Source organism: Flavobacterium sp. 28YEA47A, from assembly GCF_041262125.1.
Lineage (GTDB): Bacteria > Bacteroidota > Bacteroidia > Flavobacteriales > Flavobacteriaceae > Flavobacterium.
Genome location: NZ_JBGCCI010000005.1, coordinates 35,445 through 53,152, shown reverse-complemented (window position 1 = coordinate 53,152; position 17,708 = coordinate 35,445). Strand labels below are relative to the sequence as shown.

General features: G+C 38.1%; 13 protein-coding genes. 6 read left to right on the top strand and 7 right to left on the bottom strand.

Features of this window, described 5'->3' with window-relative positions; all coding sequences use genetic code 11:
• Positions 1–957 precede the first annotated feature (957 nt).
• The gene (locus ABH942_RS08380; protein ID WP_370030986.1) at positions 958–6,111 is read left to right on the top strand and encodes a GEVED domain-containing protein; all 5,154 of its coding nucleotides are present in this window, start codon (positions 958–960) and stop codon (positions 6,109–6,111) included.
• A 1,004-nt stretch (positions 6,112–7,115) separates the two neighbouring features.
• On the top strand, positions 7,116–8,492 hold the full coding sequence (locus ABH942_RS08375; RefSeq protein WP_370030984.1) for a T9SS type A sorting domain-containing protein: 1,377 nt from the start codon (positions 7,116–7,118) through the stop codon (positions 8,490–8,492).
• 625 nt (positions 8,493–9,117) lie between these two features.
• Here ABH942_RS08375 and ABH942_RS08370 read toward each other — a convergent pair.
• The 7 genes from ABH942_RS08370 to ABH942_RS08340 all read right to left on the bottom strand — a co-directional run bounded on the left by ABH942_RS08370 (position 9,118) and on the right by ABH942_RS08340 (position 14,206).
• A complete protein-coding gene (locus tag ABH942_RS08370; protein WP_370030982.1) occupies positions 9,118–9,648 on the bottom strand; it encodes a hypothetical protein in 531 nt (176 codons plus the stop codon).
• A gap of 68 nt (positions 9,649–9,716) precedes the next feature.
• Positions 9,717–9,887, bottom strand: a complete 171-nt coding sequence (locus tag ABH942_RS08365) for a hypothetical protein (protein WP_370030980.1) — start codon at positions 9,885–9,887, stop codon at positions 9,717–9,719.
• A gap of 39 nt (positions 9,888–9,926) precedes the next feature.
• Positions 9,927–10,319 carry a hypothetical protein gene (locus ABH942_RS08360; RefSeq protein ID WP_370030979.1) on the bottom strand — a complete coding sequence of 131 codons (393 nt, stop codon included), beginning with the start codon at positions 10,317–10,319 and terminating at the stop codon, positions 9,927–9,929.
• A 350-nt stretch (positions 10,320–10,669) separates the two neighbouring features.
• Entirely contained in the window at positions 10,670–11,425 is a 756-nt protein-coding gene (locus ABH942_RS08355) for a LuxR C-terminal-related transcriptional regulator (RefSeq protein ID WP_370030977.1), read from the bottom strand.
• Between the two features lie 227 nt (positions 11,426–11,652).
• A complete protein-coding gene (holA, locus tag ABH942_RS08350; RefSeq protein WP_370030975.1) occupies positions 11,653–12,657 on the bottom strand; it encodes a DNA polymerase III subunit delta in 1,005 nt (334 codons plus the stop codon).
• Between the two features lie 201 nt (positions 12,658–12,858).
• The gene (locus tag ABH942_RS08345) at positions 12,859–13,218 is read right to left on the bottom strand and encodes a hypothetical protein (protein ID WP_370030973.1); all 360 of its coding nucleotides are present in this window, start codon (positions 13,216–13,218) and stop codon (positions 12,859–12,861) included.
• 163 nt (positions 13,219–13,381) lie between these two features.
• The gene (locus tag ABH942_RS08340) at positions 13,382–14,206 is read right to left on the bottom strand and encodes a helix-turn-helix domain-containing protein (RefSeq protein WP_370030971.1); all 825 of its coding nucleotides are present in this window, start codon (positions 14,204–14,206) and stop codon (positions 13,382–13,384) included.
• A 265-nt stretch (positions 14,207–14,471) separates the two neighbouring features.
• Between ABH942_RS08340 and ABH942_RS08335 the strand changes: the two genes are divergently transcribed.
• From ABH942_RS08335 to ABH942_RS08320, 4 genes are all read left to right on the top strand, one after another.
• Positions 14,472–15,230, top strand: coding sequence for a phosphatase PAP2 family protein (locus ABH942_RS08335; RefSeq protein ID WP_370030969.1), 759 nt, complete (start codon positions 14,472–14,474; stop codon positions 15,228–15,230).
• A gap of 25 nt (positions 15,231–15,255) precedes the next feature.
• Positions 15,256–15,699 carry a type I restriction enzyme HsdR N-terminal domain-containing protein gene (locus ABH942_RS08330; protein ID WP_370030966.1) on the top strand — a complete coding sequence of 148 codons (444 nt, stop codon included), beginning with the start codon at positions 15,256–15,258 and terminating at the stop codon, positions 15,697–15,699.
• A gap of 12 nt (positions 15,700–15,711) precedes the next feature.
• Positions 15,712–16,707 (top strand): glycosyltransferase family 2 protein, encoded by a 996-nt coding sequence (locus ABH942_RS08325; RefSeq protein ID WP_370030964.1) that lies wholly within the window; start codon positions 15,712–15,714, stop codon positions 16,705–16,707.
• A 75-nt stretch (positions 16,708–16,782) separates the two neighbouring features.
• On the top strand, positions 16,783–17,622 hold the full coding sequence (locus tag ABH942_RS08320) for an OmpA family protein (protein ID WP_370030962.1): 840 nt from the start codon (positions 16,783–16,785) through the stop codon (positions 17,620–17,622).
• Positions 17,623–17,708 lie beyond the last annotated feature (86 nt).

Here is a 17,708-nt window from a genome sequence, read left to right as displayed (position 1 = left end):
TACAAAATAAAACTTAATGGGTTTTAAGTTTAAAGATGGTAAAACTTGCTTACTATTAATACTACTGTAAAATCTTACACCAAATCTAATAACGTAGACTCATTATAGAAACTCCAAAATACACTTATTGAATGATATCAATCAAATTCTCATTCATAACTGTCATTTACTTTTTTCGTATTGTTATATCTCTGACAAAAAACAATCTTTGACTTGTTGTAATCAACCAGTGAAAATTAATTAAATACTAAATACTAATTTTTTTTTAATAAGTGCCTCTGCAAGTTTCTTCATAAACTTAGGTTTAGTTAATACAAAATAAAGCCTAGAGGCACTTTAAAAAAACATTTAATTGGAAATCTGACACTTAATCATAAATATAGAATGAAGACACATAGATAAAATAAGTTAGAACGGCTGCTTGGGTAATTTTTTTTCAGATTAGTTATTTTGATTAACAGCAACTTTTTAGTCCTTAAAAATGAAAGAGCAGCTTTCTTTTTCTATTACAAAGTGCTTCCCTCCTTTTTTCATCGTTTAGTTTTATGAATACATCAGGGAAGTGTTTTTTAATAATAAGCCCAAAACACTCTGGAAGATAATGACCTCTTACAATCAACAATGAGATTTGCAATACGGGGGTATAGATTTAAATTTCGTTAGTTGGGTTAAATTGTAAGAGATCAGCTAAGATGTTAAGGCTGCTCTCCGAACATTTTTCATAAAAAATTTTAAATCATCATAGTTTATTAAATGAAAAATTATTGCGTTATACACTATTAAAATTGGAGAGCGCCTTACTTTTTAGCATAAAGCTTTGTGGAGTAAGATAAAAAATACCTATGCCATACAGATATGAAGTGATATCATTCTGTTATGGCTTTTATACATAATAAAAATATCAAAAATATAGCGCTGTGATAGCGCCTGTTTAATTTAATCAAATATACTTAAAAAATGAAAAACTTTACGCATCCCCATCGGAAGAAATTCCGAACCAAGCAATGGATGACATTGCTGTATTGCTTAGGCATGGGTATTTTTCTTTATGCCTATTCAGGGCCGAAAATGCTACAGCCTCAAAGAACAAGTACTACTGCGGGTACATTAGCCTATTGTACACCTGCAGCTACAGGAACCAGCTACTTTATTAAGGACTTTACCACTACGGGCGGTTTTCTTAACATTACAAATACAAACTCAGGAATAGGAACCGGAGGTTATTCGAATGTTACTACAAAAATTGTACGTCAGGCAGCCGGCGGTACCATTAACTTTACTGCTGCCTATAGTACTGGAACTTACGGCTTAGCTATTTGGGTTGATTGGAATGGGAATACGACTTTTGAGACTTCTGAAAGAGTATTCAACACAACTGAATACGGATCTTCTGCATCGGGAACAATTACTATTCCTGCAGGTACTGCCAATGGTAACTATCGTATGAGAGTTTTGGCTGACTACAATAAGTCAAATCCTGACAATCCATGCGGTTTCAATTCTGGAAATGGAGAAGCAGAAGATTATACTTTAGAGATTGGCGATCCACCATCATGTATGCCACCAACAGATCTTGGTGCCGGAAACGTTACATTTACCTCAGCTCAACTTTCATGGATGAGCGAAGGATTCATATTCGATATAGAATACGGACCTTCAGGTTTTGCATTAGGTAGCGGTACACATGCCTCTTCTGTCGCTAATCCATATAATGCTACTGGATTGACTTCAAATACAATGTATCAGTTTTATGTACGCACTGATTGCGGAGGTGGTGATAAAAGCGTATGGTCTGGACCATATAGCTTTTACACAGGCTATTGCCTTCCGGTTGCTACATCTACCAGCTACTTTATAAAAGACTTTGTCACTACAGGCGGAATAAGCAATATCAACAATACAAATTCAGGTATTGGAACAGGCGGTTATACCAATAATTCTGGTAACGCTGCGATGAAGGTAAGTTACTTTGAAGGCGGATCTGTCAATTTTAGTGCGGTTTATAGCAGCGGTTCTGGTTTTGCCATTTGGGTAGACTGGAACAACAACATGTCATTCGATGCTGACGAAAGAGTATTCAATACTACCGCATACGGATCTTCTGCTACGGGAACTATTGCTGTTCCTGCGGGAACTCCTTTAGGTAACTATAGAATGAGAATCCGTATGGATTATAACAACAGCAGTCCATCGGACGCTTGTTCATTTAATTCAGGAAACGGGGAAGCAGAAGATTATACTTTCGAAGTAATACCAACACCATCTTGCTTGCCTCCAACTGATCTTGGAGTAGGAAATACAACTTTTACTTCAGCACAATTTTCTTGGCTGGGTGACGGAACCGTATTTGACGTAGAATATGGACCTGCTGGTTTTGCACAAGGAACTGGAACTATGGCTTCTTCTGTTGGAAATCCTTATGATGTTACAGCGTTGACTCCTGAAACTTCATACGAGTACTATGTCCGTAAAAATTGTGGGGCAGGAAACCAGAGTGCCTGGGCAGGACCTTTCCGTTTCTATACAGGATACTGTGTTCCGGTTGCAACGTCTACAAGTTACTTCATAAAAGACTTTACAACTACTGGTGGAATTACCAATATCAATAACGTAAATACAAGCATTGGAACCAACGGTTATTCGAATTATACCGCAATGAAAATACGTCACTACGAAACCGGAGTTGTTAACTTTAGTGCTGCATATAGCGGTAGTTCGGGTTTTGCTATGTGGATAGACTGGAACAAAAACATGTCTTTTGATGCCGATGAAAGAGTATATAATACGACTTCTTATGGTTCATCTTCAACAGGAAGCTTTACTATTCCAGCCGGAACTCCAGTTGGAGAATATCGTTTGAGAATTCGTATGGATTATAATAATAGTAATCCATCAAATGCTTGCTCGTTTAATTCAGGAAATGGAGAGGCAGAAGACTATACAATTGAAGTAGTTACTCCTCCAACCTGTATGCCTCCTACAGAATTAGGAGCTGGAAATATATTATATACAACAGCACAGTTTTCATGGATGAGTGAAGGGACCGTGTTTGACATAGAATACGGACCGGCAGGTTTCACACAAGGAACAGGAACTATCGTTTCTTCTGTTGCCAATCCGTATAATGCTACAGGACTGACTCCAGATACTGCATACCACTACTATGTGCGTAGAGATTGTGGTTCAGGCGATAAGAGTCCATGGGCTGGGCCTTTCCGTTTCTTTACTGGACCATGTAAGCCAGCGGCTAACACTACAAGTTATTTTGTAAAGAACTTTACAACTACTGGTGGCTTTATAAACATCAATAATCTAAACACAGGCTTTGGTACTGGAGGTTACTCTAACTATTCAGCAATGAAAGTACAGCAGTTTACTGGCGGAACCGTAAACTTTAGCGCAGCGTATAGCAGTGGATCTGGGTTTTCAATCTGGGTAGACTGGAATAACAACATGACTTTTGAAGCTTCTGAAAGAGTATTCAATACTACTTCTTATGGTTCTGCTGCTACAGGAACTATCACTGTTCCTGCAGGTACTGCTTTGGGTAGCTACAGAATGAGAATAATGATGGATAACAATACAAGTTCTCCAAACAATCCTTGTGCCTTTGTTGAATATGAAGATTGGGACTGGGGCGAAATAACCTACGCGGGTGAAGCAGAAGACTATACTTTTGAAGTAACTACTGCACCAACTTGTATGCCTCCTACAGAACTAGGTGCTGGAAATATGACTTTTACAACAGCACAGCTTTCCTGGATGGGCGAAGGAACTACATTTGACGTAGAATACGGACCTGCCGGATTCACACCAGGAACAGGAACTATGGTTTCTTCTGTTGGAAATCCTTATAATGCTACCGGACTGATATCAGATACTTCTTATCAATACTATGTACGCAGAGATTGCGGCTCAGGAGATAAGAGCCCATGGGCTGGACCATTCAGTTTCAGAACCGGATACTGTCTTCCGGCTGCTACATCGATTTCTTACTTTATCAGAGATTTCTCTACTACAGAAGGATATGTAAACATCAACAATACTGGTACTACTTTAGGAACCGGAGGCTATTCTAACTTCTCAAATTTAAAAGTACAGCAATCTGAAGGCAGAACAATCAGTTTTAGCGCAGCATACAGCAGCGGTTCAGGTTTTGCTATTTGGGTAGACTGGAACAAAAACATGACTTTTGATGCTGACGAAAGAGTATACAACACTACTGCTTATGGAGCAGCAGCTACAGGAACGTTTACAGTTCCGGCTGGAACTCCTATTGGCAGCTACAGAATGAGAATCCGTATGGATTTTAACAACAGCAGTCCATCTGACGCTTGTTCATTTAATTCAGGAAACGGGGAAGCTGAAGACTATACATTAGATGTAATTGCTCCGCCATCATGCATCCCGCCATCTAACCTTGGAATTGGAAGCATGACGTCAACTTCAGCTGTACTTTCTTGGACTAGCGACGGGACCTTATTTGACGTAGAATACGGACCTGCCGGATTCACGCAAGGAACAGGAACTACAGGTACGGGTGTAACAAGTCCATACAGCATTACAAACTTAACTGCTGATACTGCTTACCAGTTCTATGTACGTAAAGACTGTGGTTCTGGAGACAAGAGTCTTTGGGCTGGACCATTCCGTTTCACAACGGCTTATTGTACACCTACTGCAACTTCGACAAGTTACTATATCAATAGCTTTACGACTACCGGCGGTGCAACAAACATTAGCAACACGGGTACAAACATAGGAACAGGCGGTTATTCTAACCATACTGCAATGAAAGTACAACAATATGAAGGTGCTTCTGTTGATTTCAGTGCGGCTTATAGCAGCGGTTCTGGTTTTGCAATCTGGATTGACTGGAACAACAACATGACTTTTGAAGCCTCTGAAAGAGTATTCAATACTACTGCTTATGGTGCTGCTTCAACTGGAACTATTACCGTACCGGCATTGACACCTGTAGGAAATTACAGAATGAGAATCCGTATGGATTATAACAACAGTAGTCCATCTGACGCTTGTTCGTTTAATTCAGGAAATGGTGAAGCAGAAGATTATACTTTTGAAGTCATCGTTCCTCCATCCTGCCCTGCTCCAACCGGAGGAACAGCAGGAAGCCTAACAATTGCGACAGCACAATTATCATGGGTAAGCGCCGGAACTTTATTCGACATTGAATACGGACCAAGAGGATTTACGCAAGGTACAGGAACTACAGCTACAGGAGTTGCCAATCAACATACGGTTTCAGGACTTTCTGCCAATACTCCTTACCAATTCTATGTCCGCAGAGACTGTGGTTCTGGAGACAAGAGTACTTGGGCCGGACCGTTCAGTTTCAGAACAGCATGTGGAACGCAAACAGTTCCTTATTTAATTGATTTTGAAGATGCAACTACGCCTGCATTGCCAGCATGTACTTCAAGCCAAAACGCTGGTACTGGAAATAACTGGAAAACAGACAATATCACCAGGGGCGGATTTAACTCTAAAGTATTGAACTATGGCTTCAATTCTACGAATCCGGCTAATGCATGGTTTTATAGCAATGGAATACAATTGGAACCAGGAATTAACTATGTGTTAAAATTCCAGTATGCTAACAGCGGTAACACTACTTATGTAGAAAGCATGAAAGTAAACATAGGTACTTCTGCTGATTATAATGCGATGACAAGAAATTTGGTAGATTATCCGTCTATTACAAACGAAACTCAGGCTGAATCTTCTACTACATTCACAGTACAAACAAGCGGTGTATATTATTTAGGTTTCAATGCCTATTCAATCACAGACAGAGCTCAGATTTATGTAGACAACATATCTGTTGATGTGTCTTTATCTAACCCTGATTTCGATACTACAGCCTTTAAGGCGTATCCGAACCCGGTAAAAAACATCTTGAACCTTTCTTATAGCAAGAACATTACAGATGTTGCCGTATTCAACCTTATCGGACAGCAAGTTATGACAAGAACAATAAACGATGATAAAGGACAGATTGATATGTCTGGTTTGCCTTCCGGTACTTATATGGTTAAAGTAACAGCCGATAATGCCGTGAAAACTATCAAAATAATCAAGCAAGATTAAGTTTAGGTTTCTTTTAATCGGGCATATATAACAGATTTAGTTAAAATAGGGAACTTTTTTTCTATATATGCCCACTTATTAAGATCGCGGTGGTAGTAGATCTTAATGCCCAGAAGCACTCCAGGAAAACCTGGAGTGTTTTCTTTTTAGGGAGAGTTCCTAGATAACTACAGTAAAACATTACATCCTCTATATTGAAATCCAAAAACATTTACATTTGATCTATAAAATAATCTGAATGAAATAGACAACAATAAAATAACATATCATTAGCGTAAGCTATTAACCTTTTCGACTGAAACCGACAAAACTTCAAAATACGAAAACATGGATTAATAAGCAGATTGCTCTCGCTATGGCGTGGGCTTCCTTTATCTATGTTTTCAAGTGCTTACCGGCACCAACTGCCAGACGCAGATCCCTACCAGAATCAAGATCACCAAATTCAGGGTGAAGTTCCTCAACAATCAGGACAACGGGGCCTCATGGGATACGGGTTCCGGACCCGACATATCCCTACCGCTGGTTAACGGCGCAGGGGGAAGCAGTATCTGGCTGAGCGAGGTATATTATCCCGACGTGTTTAGCACGGACACCAACAGCTTTGAGTTTGTCCCGAATTAGCCGATAGCCATCACAAACGTGATGTCGCCTTTCACTATTTATCTTGGGGATAATGATCAGATAGATATACCCTCCCCTTATGGGAAGCATATTGTTCAATATTTATACTCCTGGCATACGAATGGTAAGAAAAAAAAGGAGGCGAAACGCCTCCTTTTTTATTGAAAAATATTCTTTACTGTAAATCTCTTACGAATGTGTACTGAAAACCATCGTATATATCTCAAATAGCCACACTTATTCATTAGCTGAAATTATTTTGAACATATCCCTTATCATTACATTGAAAATGCTGGGTGATATGATCTGCATTCAACAAAAAATAATTATCCATCCAATTAACGATCTCTGGATCGAATTCAAAAGAAAACACAGTAAACATGAAGAAAACAATTACCCTATTTTTTATTTTTTTATCATTACAAAACTATGCACAATGCTGGCAGACAGTGAGTTCAGGCTCGGATCATACCCTTGCCTTAAAAACTGACGGTACGCTTTGGGCCTGGGGCGACAACGGCTCTGGCGAATTGGGAGACGGCACCACGGTCGACAAAAACATGCCCGTGCAGATCGGCACAGCAAACGACTGGCAAAAAATCAGTGCCGGACATAATTTTTCCCTCGCCATAAAGACCGACGGGACACTCTGGGCCTGGGGATTCAATTCGTGGGGTCAATTAGGAAATGGTGCCAATACCCGCCAAATTTCTCCGGTTAAGATAGGAACCGCGACCGATTGGCAAAGTATAAGCGCCTCTAGAGGAACAACCGGAGGACATTGCATTGCCCTAAAAACCAATGGCACGCTTTGGGCGTGGGGCAGAAATTCCCTAGGACAATTGGGCGACAACACGCTTGTTGATAAAAACCAGCCCATCCAGATAGGAGTCGATACCGATTGGCGCCTTATCGCTACTGGAGGCAACCATTCCCTTGCTATTAAAACCACAGGAGCGCTTTGGGCATGGGGCTGGAATGGCACACACCAATTAGGTGACGGCACTAATATTAACAAGTTAGTGCCTACACAGGTTGGCACAGCCACCAACTGGCAAAGCATAAACGGCGCCTATACCCACAACCTTGGGATCAAGACAGACGGGACACTTTGGACATGGGGATTTGGACCTGAGGGAAAATTAGGCTTGGGAACCGTAAGTATAGCCGAAGTCCCTACTCAAGTGGGATCAAGTAATGATTGGGCAAAGGCCATAGCAGGAATCAACCATTCCGTTGCCCTGAAATCAAATGGCACTCTTTGGAGCTGGGGCAAAAACGAAAGTGGAGAACTGGGCTTTGGAACAAACAGCACTACTAACATCGTCGTTCCTACCCAGGTAAGTACCAATGCAGACAAAACCTTGATTTCAGCGGGAGAATCTTTCACACAGATAATGAATAGCGATGGCTTTCTATATGCAACGGGGCTTAATACTGTTGGACAATTGGGAGACGGAACCAACGCTAATAAAAATACGCTGACACCTATCGTCTGTACTGCCCTGGCTGTAAATGAATTTAAGTCTATGCAAGTCAAAGCCTATCCTAATCCGGTCAGAGAATTACTTCACCTTTCTTACGAGCAGGAAATTACGATGGTTTCGATTTACAACCTGTTAGGCCAGGAAGTATATAACAAGTCTGTCCAAGCCGATGAAGCTACGCTCGATTTGTCAGCTTTGTCACCAGGAACCTATTTGGTAAAAGTTACCTCGGCAGATAATGCACAGACACTGAAAATCGTAAAACAGTAAATTCATTTTTTGATAACTATTAACAAGAAGCCCGTTCTATTATAGAGACGGGTTTCTTTTTTTAAGTATGGTGGCTGTCTTTGTGTTGAAATACTTTCCCGTATTTTACAATAAATAAAGGAGGCGTTTCGCCTCTTTTTTTATGTAGCCCTTATGTTACTAATAAAAAGGTTTCCCTGTCCAACATTTCGGTAAGGAAATGCATGTTAGATCACCTTCCTGATCGCATCCTTTAGCCTGCCGAAATCGTTAGGCTTGGTGATGTACACGTTGGCTCCTGCGGCAAGCGTGTCCTCAATGTCCTTTTCTGCCGAAGAGGTAGAATAGATGGCGACAGAAAGATTTCTGTACGGTCATCCTTCCTGATTTCTATCAGGGCCTCTAGGCCTCCCATTATTCCCATGTTCGGGTCAAGAAAAATAATATTGTGCTTCTTTAAGGTATCCAAGCGCCTGCATGCCGTTTTCAAATAATTTGAGGCTGTTTCCGGAATCAAGCTCCTCGAATGCATCCGAAAAGAGCATTCGGTTGTCAGGGTCGTCATCGACCTATTGGGTCAGAAAAATAAATTCGACAGTCTGGCATAAACTTTCATATACTTACCCTTTTTAGGGATAGCTATTCTCTATTCGTATGACTTATAATTGATGTATATGATGCAACTGGGAAGTATCTTTTTCATGGCAATAACCTTTCCTAAAAGATATTCTTCATCTGTGCTTTCAGAAGAAATATGCAGTTCTTTTAATTTTTGGAGTTGCGATAAGGCAGGCAGTTCTTCAAGAGTTATTTTTGTTTTTAAAATATCCAGATACTCCAAATCAGTCAATCTATTCAGATAAGGCAAACATTCGTTTGTTATATTTTTATGATCTCTCAGAGTAAGTTCAAAAAGAGCGGTAACCGTACTAATATGTTTTACTCCTTCATCAGTAATGTTAGTAAATTTGAGATAAATGCCATGAATTATAGGTACCCTGGAAGTCAGGTATAATAAAAACTGATCATCTATTTCAGAATCAATAGATTTATAACCACTGATTTCTAACGGGATATCAGCCAGCTTAGAAATGCCAAAGTTACATTTCCAAAAATGTTTTTCTTTTCCTCTTAAATGCATCCGATAAGTTTGGTGTGCAACATGTTGCTTCTCCATATTTTTTTAGGATATGGTTTTCATCATTCTGTATTTAATTTCTCTTCTTCCTCATCAGGAAGCAAAGACTATATTATTTGTAATAAGTGCCGTATGGCGCAGTTTGGAAGCGTTTCTTCAGCCTTGATTATCTTTTCCAAAATAGTATCCTGATCCGACTTACCTTTTTCATCGTTAGGCGATACATAAAGTTCTTTTAATTTTTTAAGGTTAGTCAGTACTGTTTTAGAATATGACATGAACAAACTGAAATAGCAAGCACTTAAACCAGTTAGTATCTAAGAGATTTCATAAAGTTTCTGAAAGAGTTCCTCTAGCTTGTCATAAATCTCATACCCATCGCTGCCTTTCATCATAATATACATGACCACCATATCTGATTTGTCTCGTGTGGTATTACCGCCCTGTACCGTAGTTATCTCTACATCATCGCCTTCTAACGTAAGTGCAAATAGAAATGCCTTGTTGCCCCGTGCCTTGTCAACTTCATCGTTTAGACTTGCTTCTACGATCTTCTTCGGATCAAAGGAATATGTGATAGTAAGATCTTCATAACCACTCCCCCATGATGTTGTACTAGTAAATGAAACCCATCCTTTTTTACTGCTGCTTTCCGAAAAATTCATGTAGGTATGCCTGATGTGTGTCGGATCGCTTTCACTAGTCTTCAAACGAACGCCTTTTACATTTTGAAGCAGGCCATTTATCTCTTTAATGATTTCTGATCTGCTTTGTGAATAAAGGTTGAATGAGCATAAAACCAATAGAATTATCAATACTTTAGCTTTCATAATGTTGGGGTTTGTTAAGTTTAGATTATACTTTTTTTGACATTCTATCTTCTAGTTCTTACATTGTGATAAAGAAGAAAAAAGGGCAATTTGACAAAGAGTAAAAAGAAAAAACTTGCCTTTAATATGATACGGCTTTTACATTTTTACTGCCTTTGTTCCAACAAAACTAGCATAAATATAGGCCTCGAAAAATACTCCAAAAGGAGTATTCTTTACTATTATGAAAACTAAATCAGTCCTTGAAGGATGCTATTCTTTATAAGCTCGACCGTATTTTTTGAGTTAGATTTGGCCAAGATATTCATTCGGTGTGTTTTTACAGTCAGTGGACTGATAAACAATTTTTTAGCAATCTCATTGTTATTTAGACCATTGCTTAAGAGCCTGATAATATCTATTTCACGTTTTGAAAATTCTATGATTCCATCTTTATTTTCACTAAGGTTGATATTCATAAAAGAGGGCTCTCCATGCAAACCAATAAGTGATATCTTATAGGTACTGAAATTGGTGAGATGATCCAAACGGGTATGGATGTTCAGTGATTTTCCATATCCTCCATTGTCATCCATCGTGAGCATCAGAGCTTGGTGATTGAATAAGGCATACTCCCCATTATGCAATCTGCTCCTGAAACAATAGCTTGTTTTATAGCTCAACAATTTATCACGATCCAGGTTTTCTGAAAAATAATGGGTCAGGAATGCTTCTGCTTTAATAACAAATTCTAAATCGTCGGGGTGAATTGCAGCTAATATGTCATTAAATGATGTGTTTCCCGGATCAAAGCCATGCATATCATAAAGAGCTGGACTGATATGTGAAAGCGACATGTCGAAAAAATCAATAATATAAAAATAAAATGGTCCTGTGCTAATAATTGAATTCGTCAGGTCATCAAACGAAATTTGATGTGACTGTGTCGTTCCCGCAGTTCTATTAGGAAGCCAGACATCGTGAAGATTTTGTATTTCAGCATCCATATTGTTGATATTTATCAAACAAATTAACATAAAATAAATGAAATACAGACAAAACTATGAAAAAATACGGCTATTATTAATTCAGAAACACAAACCTTTTCCCGCTATAAAACGATTGAACAAACATTATGTATTCACAAATTATTTCCTGCGATGATATAGCAAAAAAATGCGTTTCAGTGTGAAACGCATTTCTATATATAGTATATCTCTCTACTGCTGCCCTATCAGCCGAATATCTTTGCCAGCATTTCTTTCATCAAATCACCCGGTGGTAATCCATTGGCACCAACTCCTTTGCTTTTTACGTCAATATCGCGAAGGGAAGCAACAATTTGGCTTACCTTTTTCATTGGGTAATTCTTAATCGCCACGTCATATTCCTTCACAAAAAAAGGATTAATACCTAAAGCCGAAGCTACACTTTTAGGACTTCGATCTTTCAAACCATGATACTTTAATAATTGGATAAAAAAACCAAAAGTTTGTCCTACTGTTAGCACTAATGGATTGTCTTTCGGATTGTCTGCAAAATATTGTGCTATCTGATAGGCTTTTTTCACATTACGTTCGCCAATGGCCTTACGAAGCTCAAATACATTAAAATCTTTGCTAAAACCAATATTTTCTTCAATCAGCTCTGGCGTTATCGTGCTGCCTTGTGGCAATATAATAGCCAATTTGTCGAGCTCATTAGCAATCTTGCTTAAGTCTGTGCCCAAAAAATCAACTAACATAGCCGCTGCTTTAGGCTCAATATTTAGTTTTTTTCCGGCAAGCACTCGCTTGAGCCAGTCGCCAACCTGATTTTCATATAGTTTTTTACTTTCATATACTAGACCTTTTTTATCAAGAAATTTGACTAGTTTCTTTCTCTTGTCTAACGTTTTATATTTATAAGCAATAACCAGAACCGTAGTAGGCATCGGATTTTCAGCGTATGTTTCCAATTTATCAATACTTCGCGAAAGTTCCTGTGCTTCTCTCACAATAACAACCTGGCGCTCTGCCATCATAGGATAACGTTTTGCCGTAGAAACAATATCATCTATAGTCACGTCTCGTCCGTAAAGCACAGTTTGGTTAAAGCCTTTCTCTTCTTCCGAAAGAAGATTTGCCTCCATATATTCCGTGAGCTTATCGATATAGTAAGGCTCTTCACCCATCAGAAAATAAACTGGCTTTATGTTTCCGGCCTTGATATCGTTGACAATTTTTACAACCTCATCCACTGCTTTTATATTTGGTATTAATCAAAACCCAAAAATAAGCCTTTAATCGCAGAACTATCAAATAAAAATACTGATAGTGCTACTATTTAATATTCTTATACTAATTTTAAGTAGTGTTAAAAAAACAGAACTTATTGCTAAAAATAGCAATAAGTTCCAAAACCATGACAGTGTAGGTAGCTGCCAGCTAAAACGATGGTATTATCTGAGGCTGTGGCGAGCGCGAACGGCCAAAATTGTACCCGTTCCCACTTCTTCCTTTTTTAAGACACCATCTACAAATATTTGCACTTTCAAAGTTGAAGCATCATCTGCTCCCACAGCGTTGGCAGTAAAATTTGCTACACTTGCATTTTCAGGCAGAGCAATTTCCGGGCTTGTCCATGAAGTCTCACTTATTCCCGATACTGAAGTCATTTCATCGTCATATCCATACAGAAGATGATGGATAGTTGAACCTGAAGTCTGTGCCTTCAGAACCAATTTATGCGTACCAGCAATTGGCGTAGTATCTGACCCTCCATCATCCTTGGAACATCCTGTAAAAGCAAGGACAATCATGGTTAAAACAAACAAACTAGTAATTTTCTTTTTTCTTGTTTTCATAGTGCATTAATGATTTTAATCGTTAAGATTGTTTTTAGATAATCTATTACTGGAATAGATTAGAAATCTTTTCCAAAATTAAAATCAGAAATGCTGACAGAATTGTATCAGAACGACATCAGGTCAATTCTTCAATATAAATAAAGGACGCGCTTTCAGAACCCAGGCTGGATTGCCTGACGAATTCATAGGGAGAAAATCCGGAGAATAATTTAAAATCTTTTATAAAATGCGACTGGTCTGCATACTCCAAATCATAAGCCAATTGGGTAAGGCTACCATAATCAGCCAAGGATAAAGCCGGTAGTGATTTCTCAAATTTCGCAATCCTTGCAAATTTACGGGCTGATACGCCTACATTTTGTTTAAACCTGCGTTGCAGTTGTCGTTCAGAAATTTGATAATGCGAAGCAATTGCAGCCAGATTTTTTTCATTTCCTAGACGGTCGGCCCAGTCTCCGTGAAAAAGATCATCAATAACCATATCTCCTTTTGCTATCGATATCCTTTTATAAAAATACTCACTAAGTATTGAGACTCTTTCAATATGGCTTTTTGCATTTAGCAATAAGGTCGGAATTTCAGTCTTATCCAATAGCTGTATGTCCGGCATTTGATTTATTAACTCTTCTGCATTTATTCCAAAAAGAAGATGCAGGGCGTGAGGTTGAAAACTGACTCCAAAATGAGAAAATTGGCTGTCCCAAAATGCATCGGAAGGCAGCGTGTCTACACCACTCAAATAACAGATAGGTTTGACAGTTCCCATTGCATCCTTAATTGGCGAAAAAGAGCAAATATCCTGAAAAACAAGCCTTGGATACCGGTCTGCAAAAGAACGAACATGCAATGCCTCAGCTGTTGAAGTACAGACGTCGTAACTCCAGAAATAACGTATCCAGTTTTTAAGAGCCGGATGTACTGGATATTGCTTATAATTCATAATTATATACTGCTTTATTCTTCATTGCTTGCAGGCTGGATCGCCCTACTTTTACCATATACTTCAACAGTATTCAAAATATTCAATACTTATCTCGTATTATAGTCAATTTAAATGTCAAATGTACAAATATTTAAGATTATAAAACAGTAGGCAAAAAAAGTTCATGAATGCTATCCTTAAGATTTGATTAAATAAGCCCTAAGCTCTCAATTAAAATACTACTGTTGCGTTAAATCTGAAAATAACATTCATTGAATAAACTATGTCTAAAAAAATCCTGCTATTATGTATTCTCTTCAATACGATAGCGACTTATGCCCAACAAAACGTAACAGATTCTATTCCTGCCTTGAAAGCAGACACCCTAAAATTCAACTACAAAGCGTTAATCATTCCAGGAGTCCTTATAGGATATGGTGTTATTGGGTTAGAAAGTGACTGGCTCAAAGGATTCAACTCTGAAATTAAGGAAGAAGTCAATGAAGACATCGATAAAAAAGTAACCATAGACGACTTTACGCAATATGCTCCTTTCGCCTCCGTTTATGCTTTAAACGCTTTAGGAATTAAAGGAAAGCATAACTTCAAAGATCGTTCAATTATTATGGGTACTTCCTATCTTTTGATGAGTGGAACCGTATTGAGTCTTAAAGGCATCACCAAAGTTGAAAGACCAGATGGAAGCTCCAACAATTCTTTCCCTTCTGGCCATACCGCTACTGCCTTTGCCGGAGCCGAATTTTTGTGGCAGGAATACAAAGACGTATCTATATGGTATGGCATTACCGGTTATGTAGTAGCTACCGGAACTGGATTATTCCGTATTTATAACGATCGCCATTGGCTTACCGATGTTGCAGCCGGAGCCGGAATAGGAATCCTGAGTACCAAAGTGGCCTATTGGCTGCATCCGTTTATTAAAAAAACATTTTTTGGTGAAAAAGAAAGCAAATCAACAGTAATGATGGCTCCGTTTTATAATGGAAAACAGCTGGGAGGCGGATTTGTAATGAATTTTTAAATCAGAATTTTGTTACTTTGCATTCATGCAGCAGCTCAATTTCAACACCTATCAATTTCGGTTCAAAAACATTGAAGGTAAGATTTCTATATTCGATGAAATCCGTCGGAAATTTATCGTTTTGACACCTGAAGAATGGGTCCGCCAGAATGTAGTACAATACCTGCTACAAGAAAAAAAATATCCAAAATCATACATCAACGTAGAAAAAGTCATCAAACTCAACGGACTCATAAAACGCTATGATGTGGTAGTATTTCAGCCCAATGGCAAATTGTTTCTGTTAGTAGAATGCAAATCGGCTGATATTATCATCAACCAAACCACTTTCGACCAGATAGCACGTTATAATATGGCATTGGAATCTGAATATTTGATGGTAACCAATGGTCTGAATCACTATTTTTGCCAAATGGACTACCAGAGCGAAAAATACAATTTCCTGAAAGAGCTGCCTGATTTTAATTAGATAAAAACCGCAATGAAAAAAACCGCAATCGTCATACTAAACTGGAATGGTAAGAAACTGCTTGAAGAATTTCTTCCATCTGTTGTGCGGTTTTCTTCGGAAGCCACAATTTATGTAGCCGATAATGCCTCATCAGATAATTCTGTTTCTTTTATAAAAAACACATTCCCCACGGTCAAGATCATACAGAATACGGAAAACTTCGGTTTTGCCAAAGGTTATAACCAGGCACTCCGATTTGTAGAAGAAGATTATTATGCTTTGGTCAATTCTGATATTGAAGTTACCGAAAACTGGCTACAGCCCATCGTTGAATTATTAGACAATGAGTCGGAAACAGCTATCGTACAGCCTAAAATATTAGACTACAAAAACAAACAGCTGTTTGAATATGCAGGAGCCGGAGGCGGATTTATCGACAAATACGGTTTTCCTTTTTGCAGAGGCAGGATATTTCAGACACTTGAAAAAGACAATGGTCAATACGATGATAGTATTGACATTTTTTGGGCATCCGGTGCCTGTTTTTTTATACGTAAAGAAATCTTCAGAAAGTTGGGCGGATTTGATGAAGACTTTTTTGCACATCAGGAAGAAATCGACCTTTGTTGGCGTGCTTTCAATCAAAATTTCAAAGTGAAATATTGTGGAAAATCTACAGTATATCATGTAGGTGGTGCTACTTTAAAAGACTCTAATCCGCATAAGACATTTCTCAATTTCCGCAATTCTCTTTGGATGATGCTTAAGAATCTGCCTGGAAAAAAACTCTTCCCTGTTCTTTTCCTACGTCTTTCACAAGACGGACTTGCCGGAATCAAATTTATGACCGAAGGTAAGTTCTCACATCTATGGGCAGTACTCAAAGCACATTTTTATTTTTATTTAAAATTATTTAAGTTCCTAAACAAAAGAGAATCAAAACAATACAACAATTACTACAAAATTAAAAGTATTACTTACCACTATTTTGTCAAAAAGGGCAAGGTTTTTGAAAACAAATTTTAACAATAGTTTATACTTGTTAAACTTGAAACCCTATTTTTAATCCTTAAATTTGTTAAAATTTTAAAACCGAAACCTATGAAAAAAGTCATTTTTATACTTTCGATTGCAGCTTTTACGCTGACTTCGTGTGGTTCAAAAAAGAAGATTGCTGAATTAGAAGCGAAAAACAAAGAAATTCAAGATTTACTAAACACTGCCACAGTAAAATTGAATACTTGTTTGACAGAAAGAGACGCATTGGCGCATCAAATCGATTTCTTGAAAAAGAACAATTCTGATTTGATCAACAATATGGGTAACTTGACTACCTTATCTTCAAAAGGAGCTGAAAATCTTGAAAAATCATTGGAGAGCCTAAAAGAAAAAGACCTGAAAATTACACGTCTTCAAGATGCTTTAACGAAAAAAGACTCTGTAACATTGGCTTTGGTAACCAGCTTAAAAAGCTCAGTGGGAATCAGCGATCCGGACATTCAAGTTAATGTTGAAAAAGGAGTTGTTTTCATCTCTATTGCAGACAAGCTTCTTTTCAAAAGTGGTAGTTATGTTGTAAGTGACAGAGCTAAAGAAGTATTGGCTAAAGTAGCTAAAGTAGTAAACAGCAAACCTGATTTTGAATGTATGGTAGAAGGACACACTGATAATGTTCCTTATAAATCAAACGGAATCTTGCTTGACAACTGGGATTTGAGCGTAAAACGTTCTACATCAATCATCCGTGTATTACAGGAATTAAACGTAAACCCAAAACAATTGATTGCTGCGGGAAGAAGCGAATACATTCCATTGGTTGATAACAATTCAGCTGAAAACAGATCAATCAACAGAAGAACCAGAATCGTGGTATTGCCAAAAATCGATCAGTTCTATGATATGATTGAAAAAGAAATGAAAAACATGGCGGCAAAACAATAAGCCATCAGAATAAAGAGTAAATGAAAAAGCAGGCCCAAAAGCCTGCTTTTTATGTATCCCTAATTTTTTTTATTAATAACCAATTA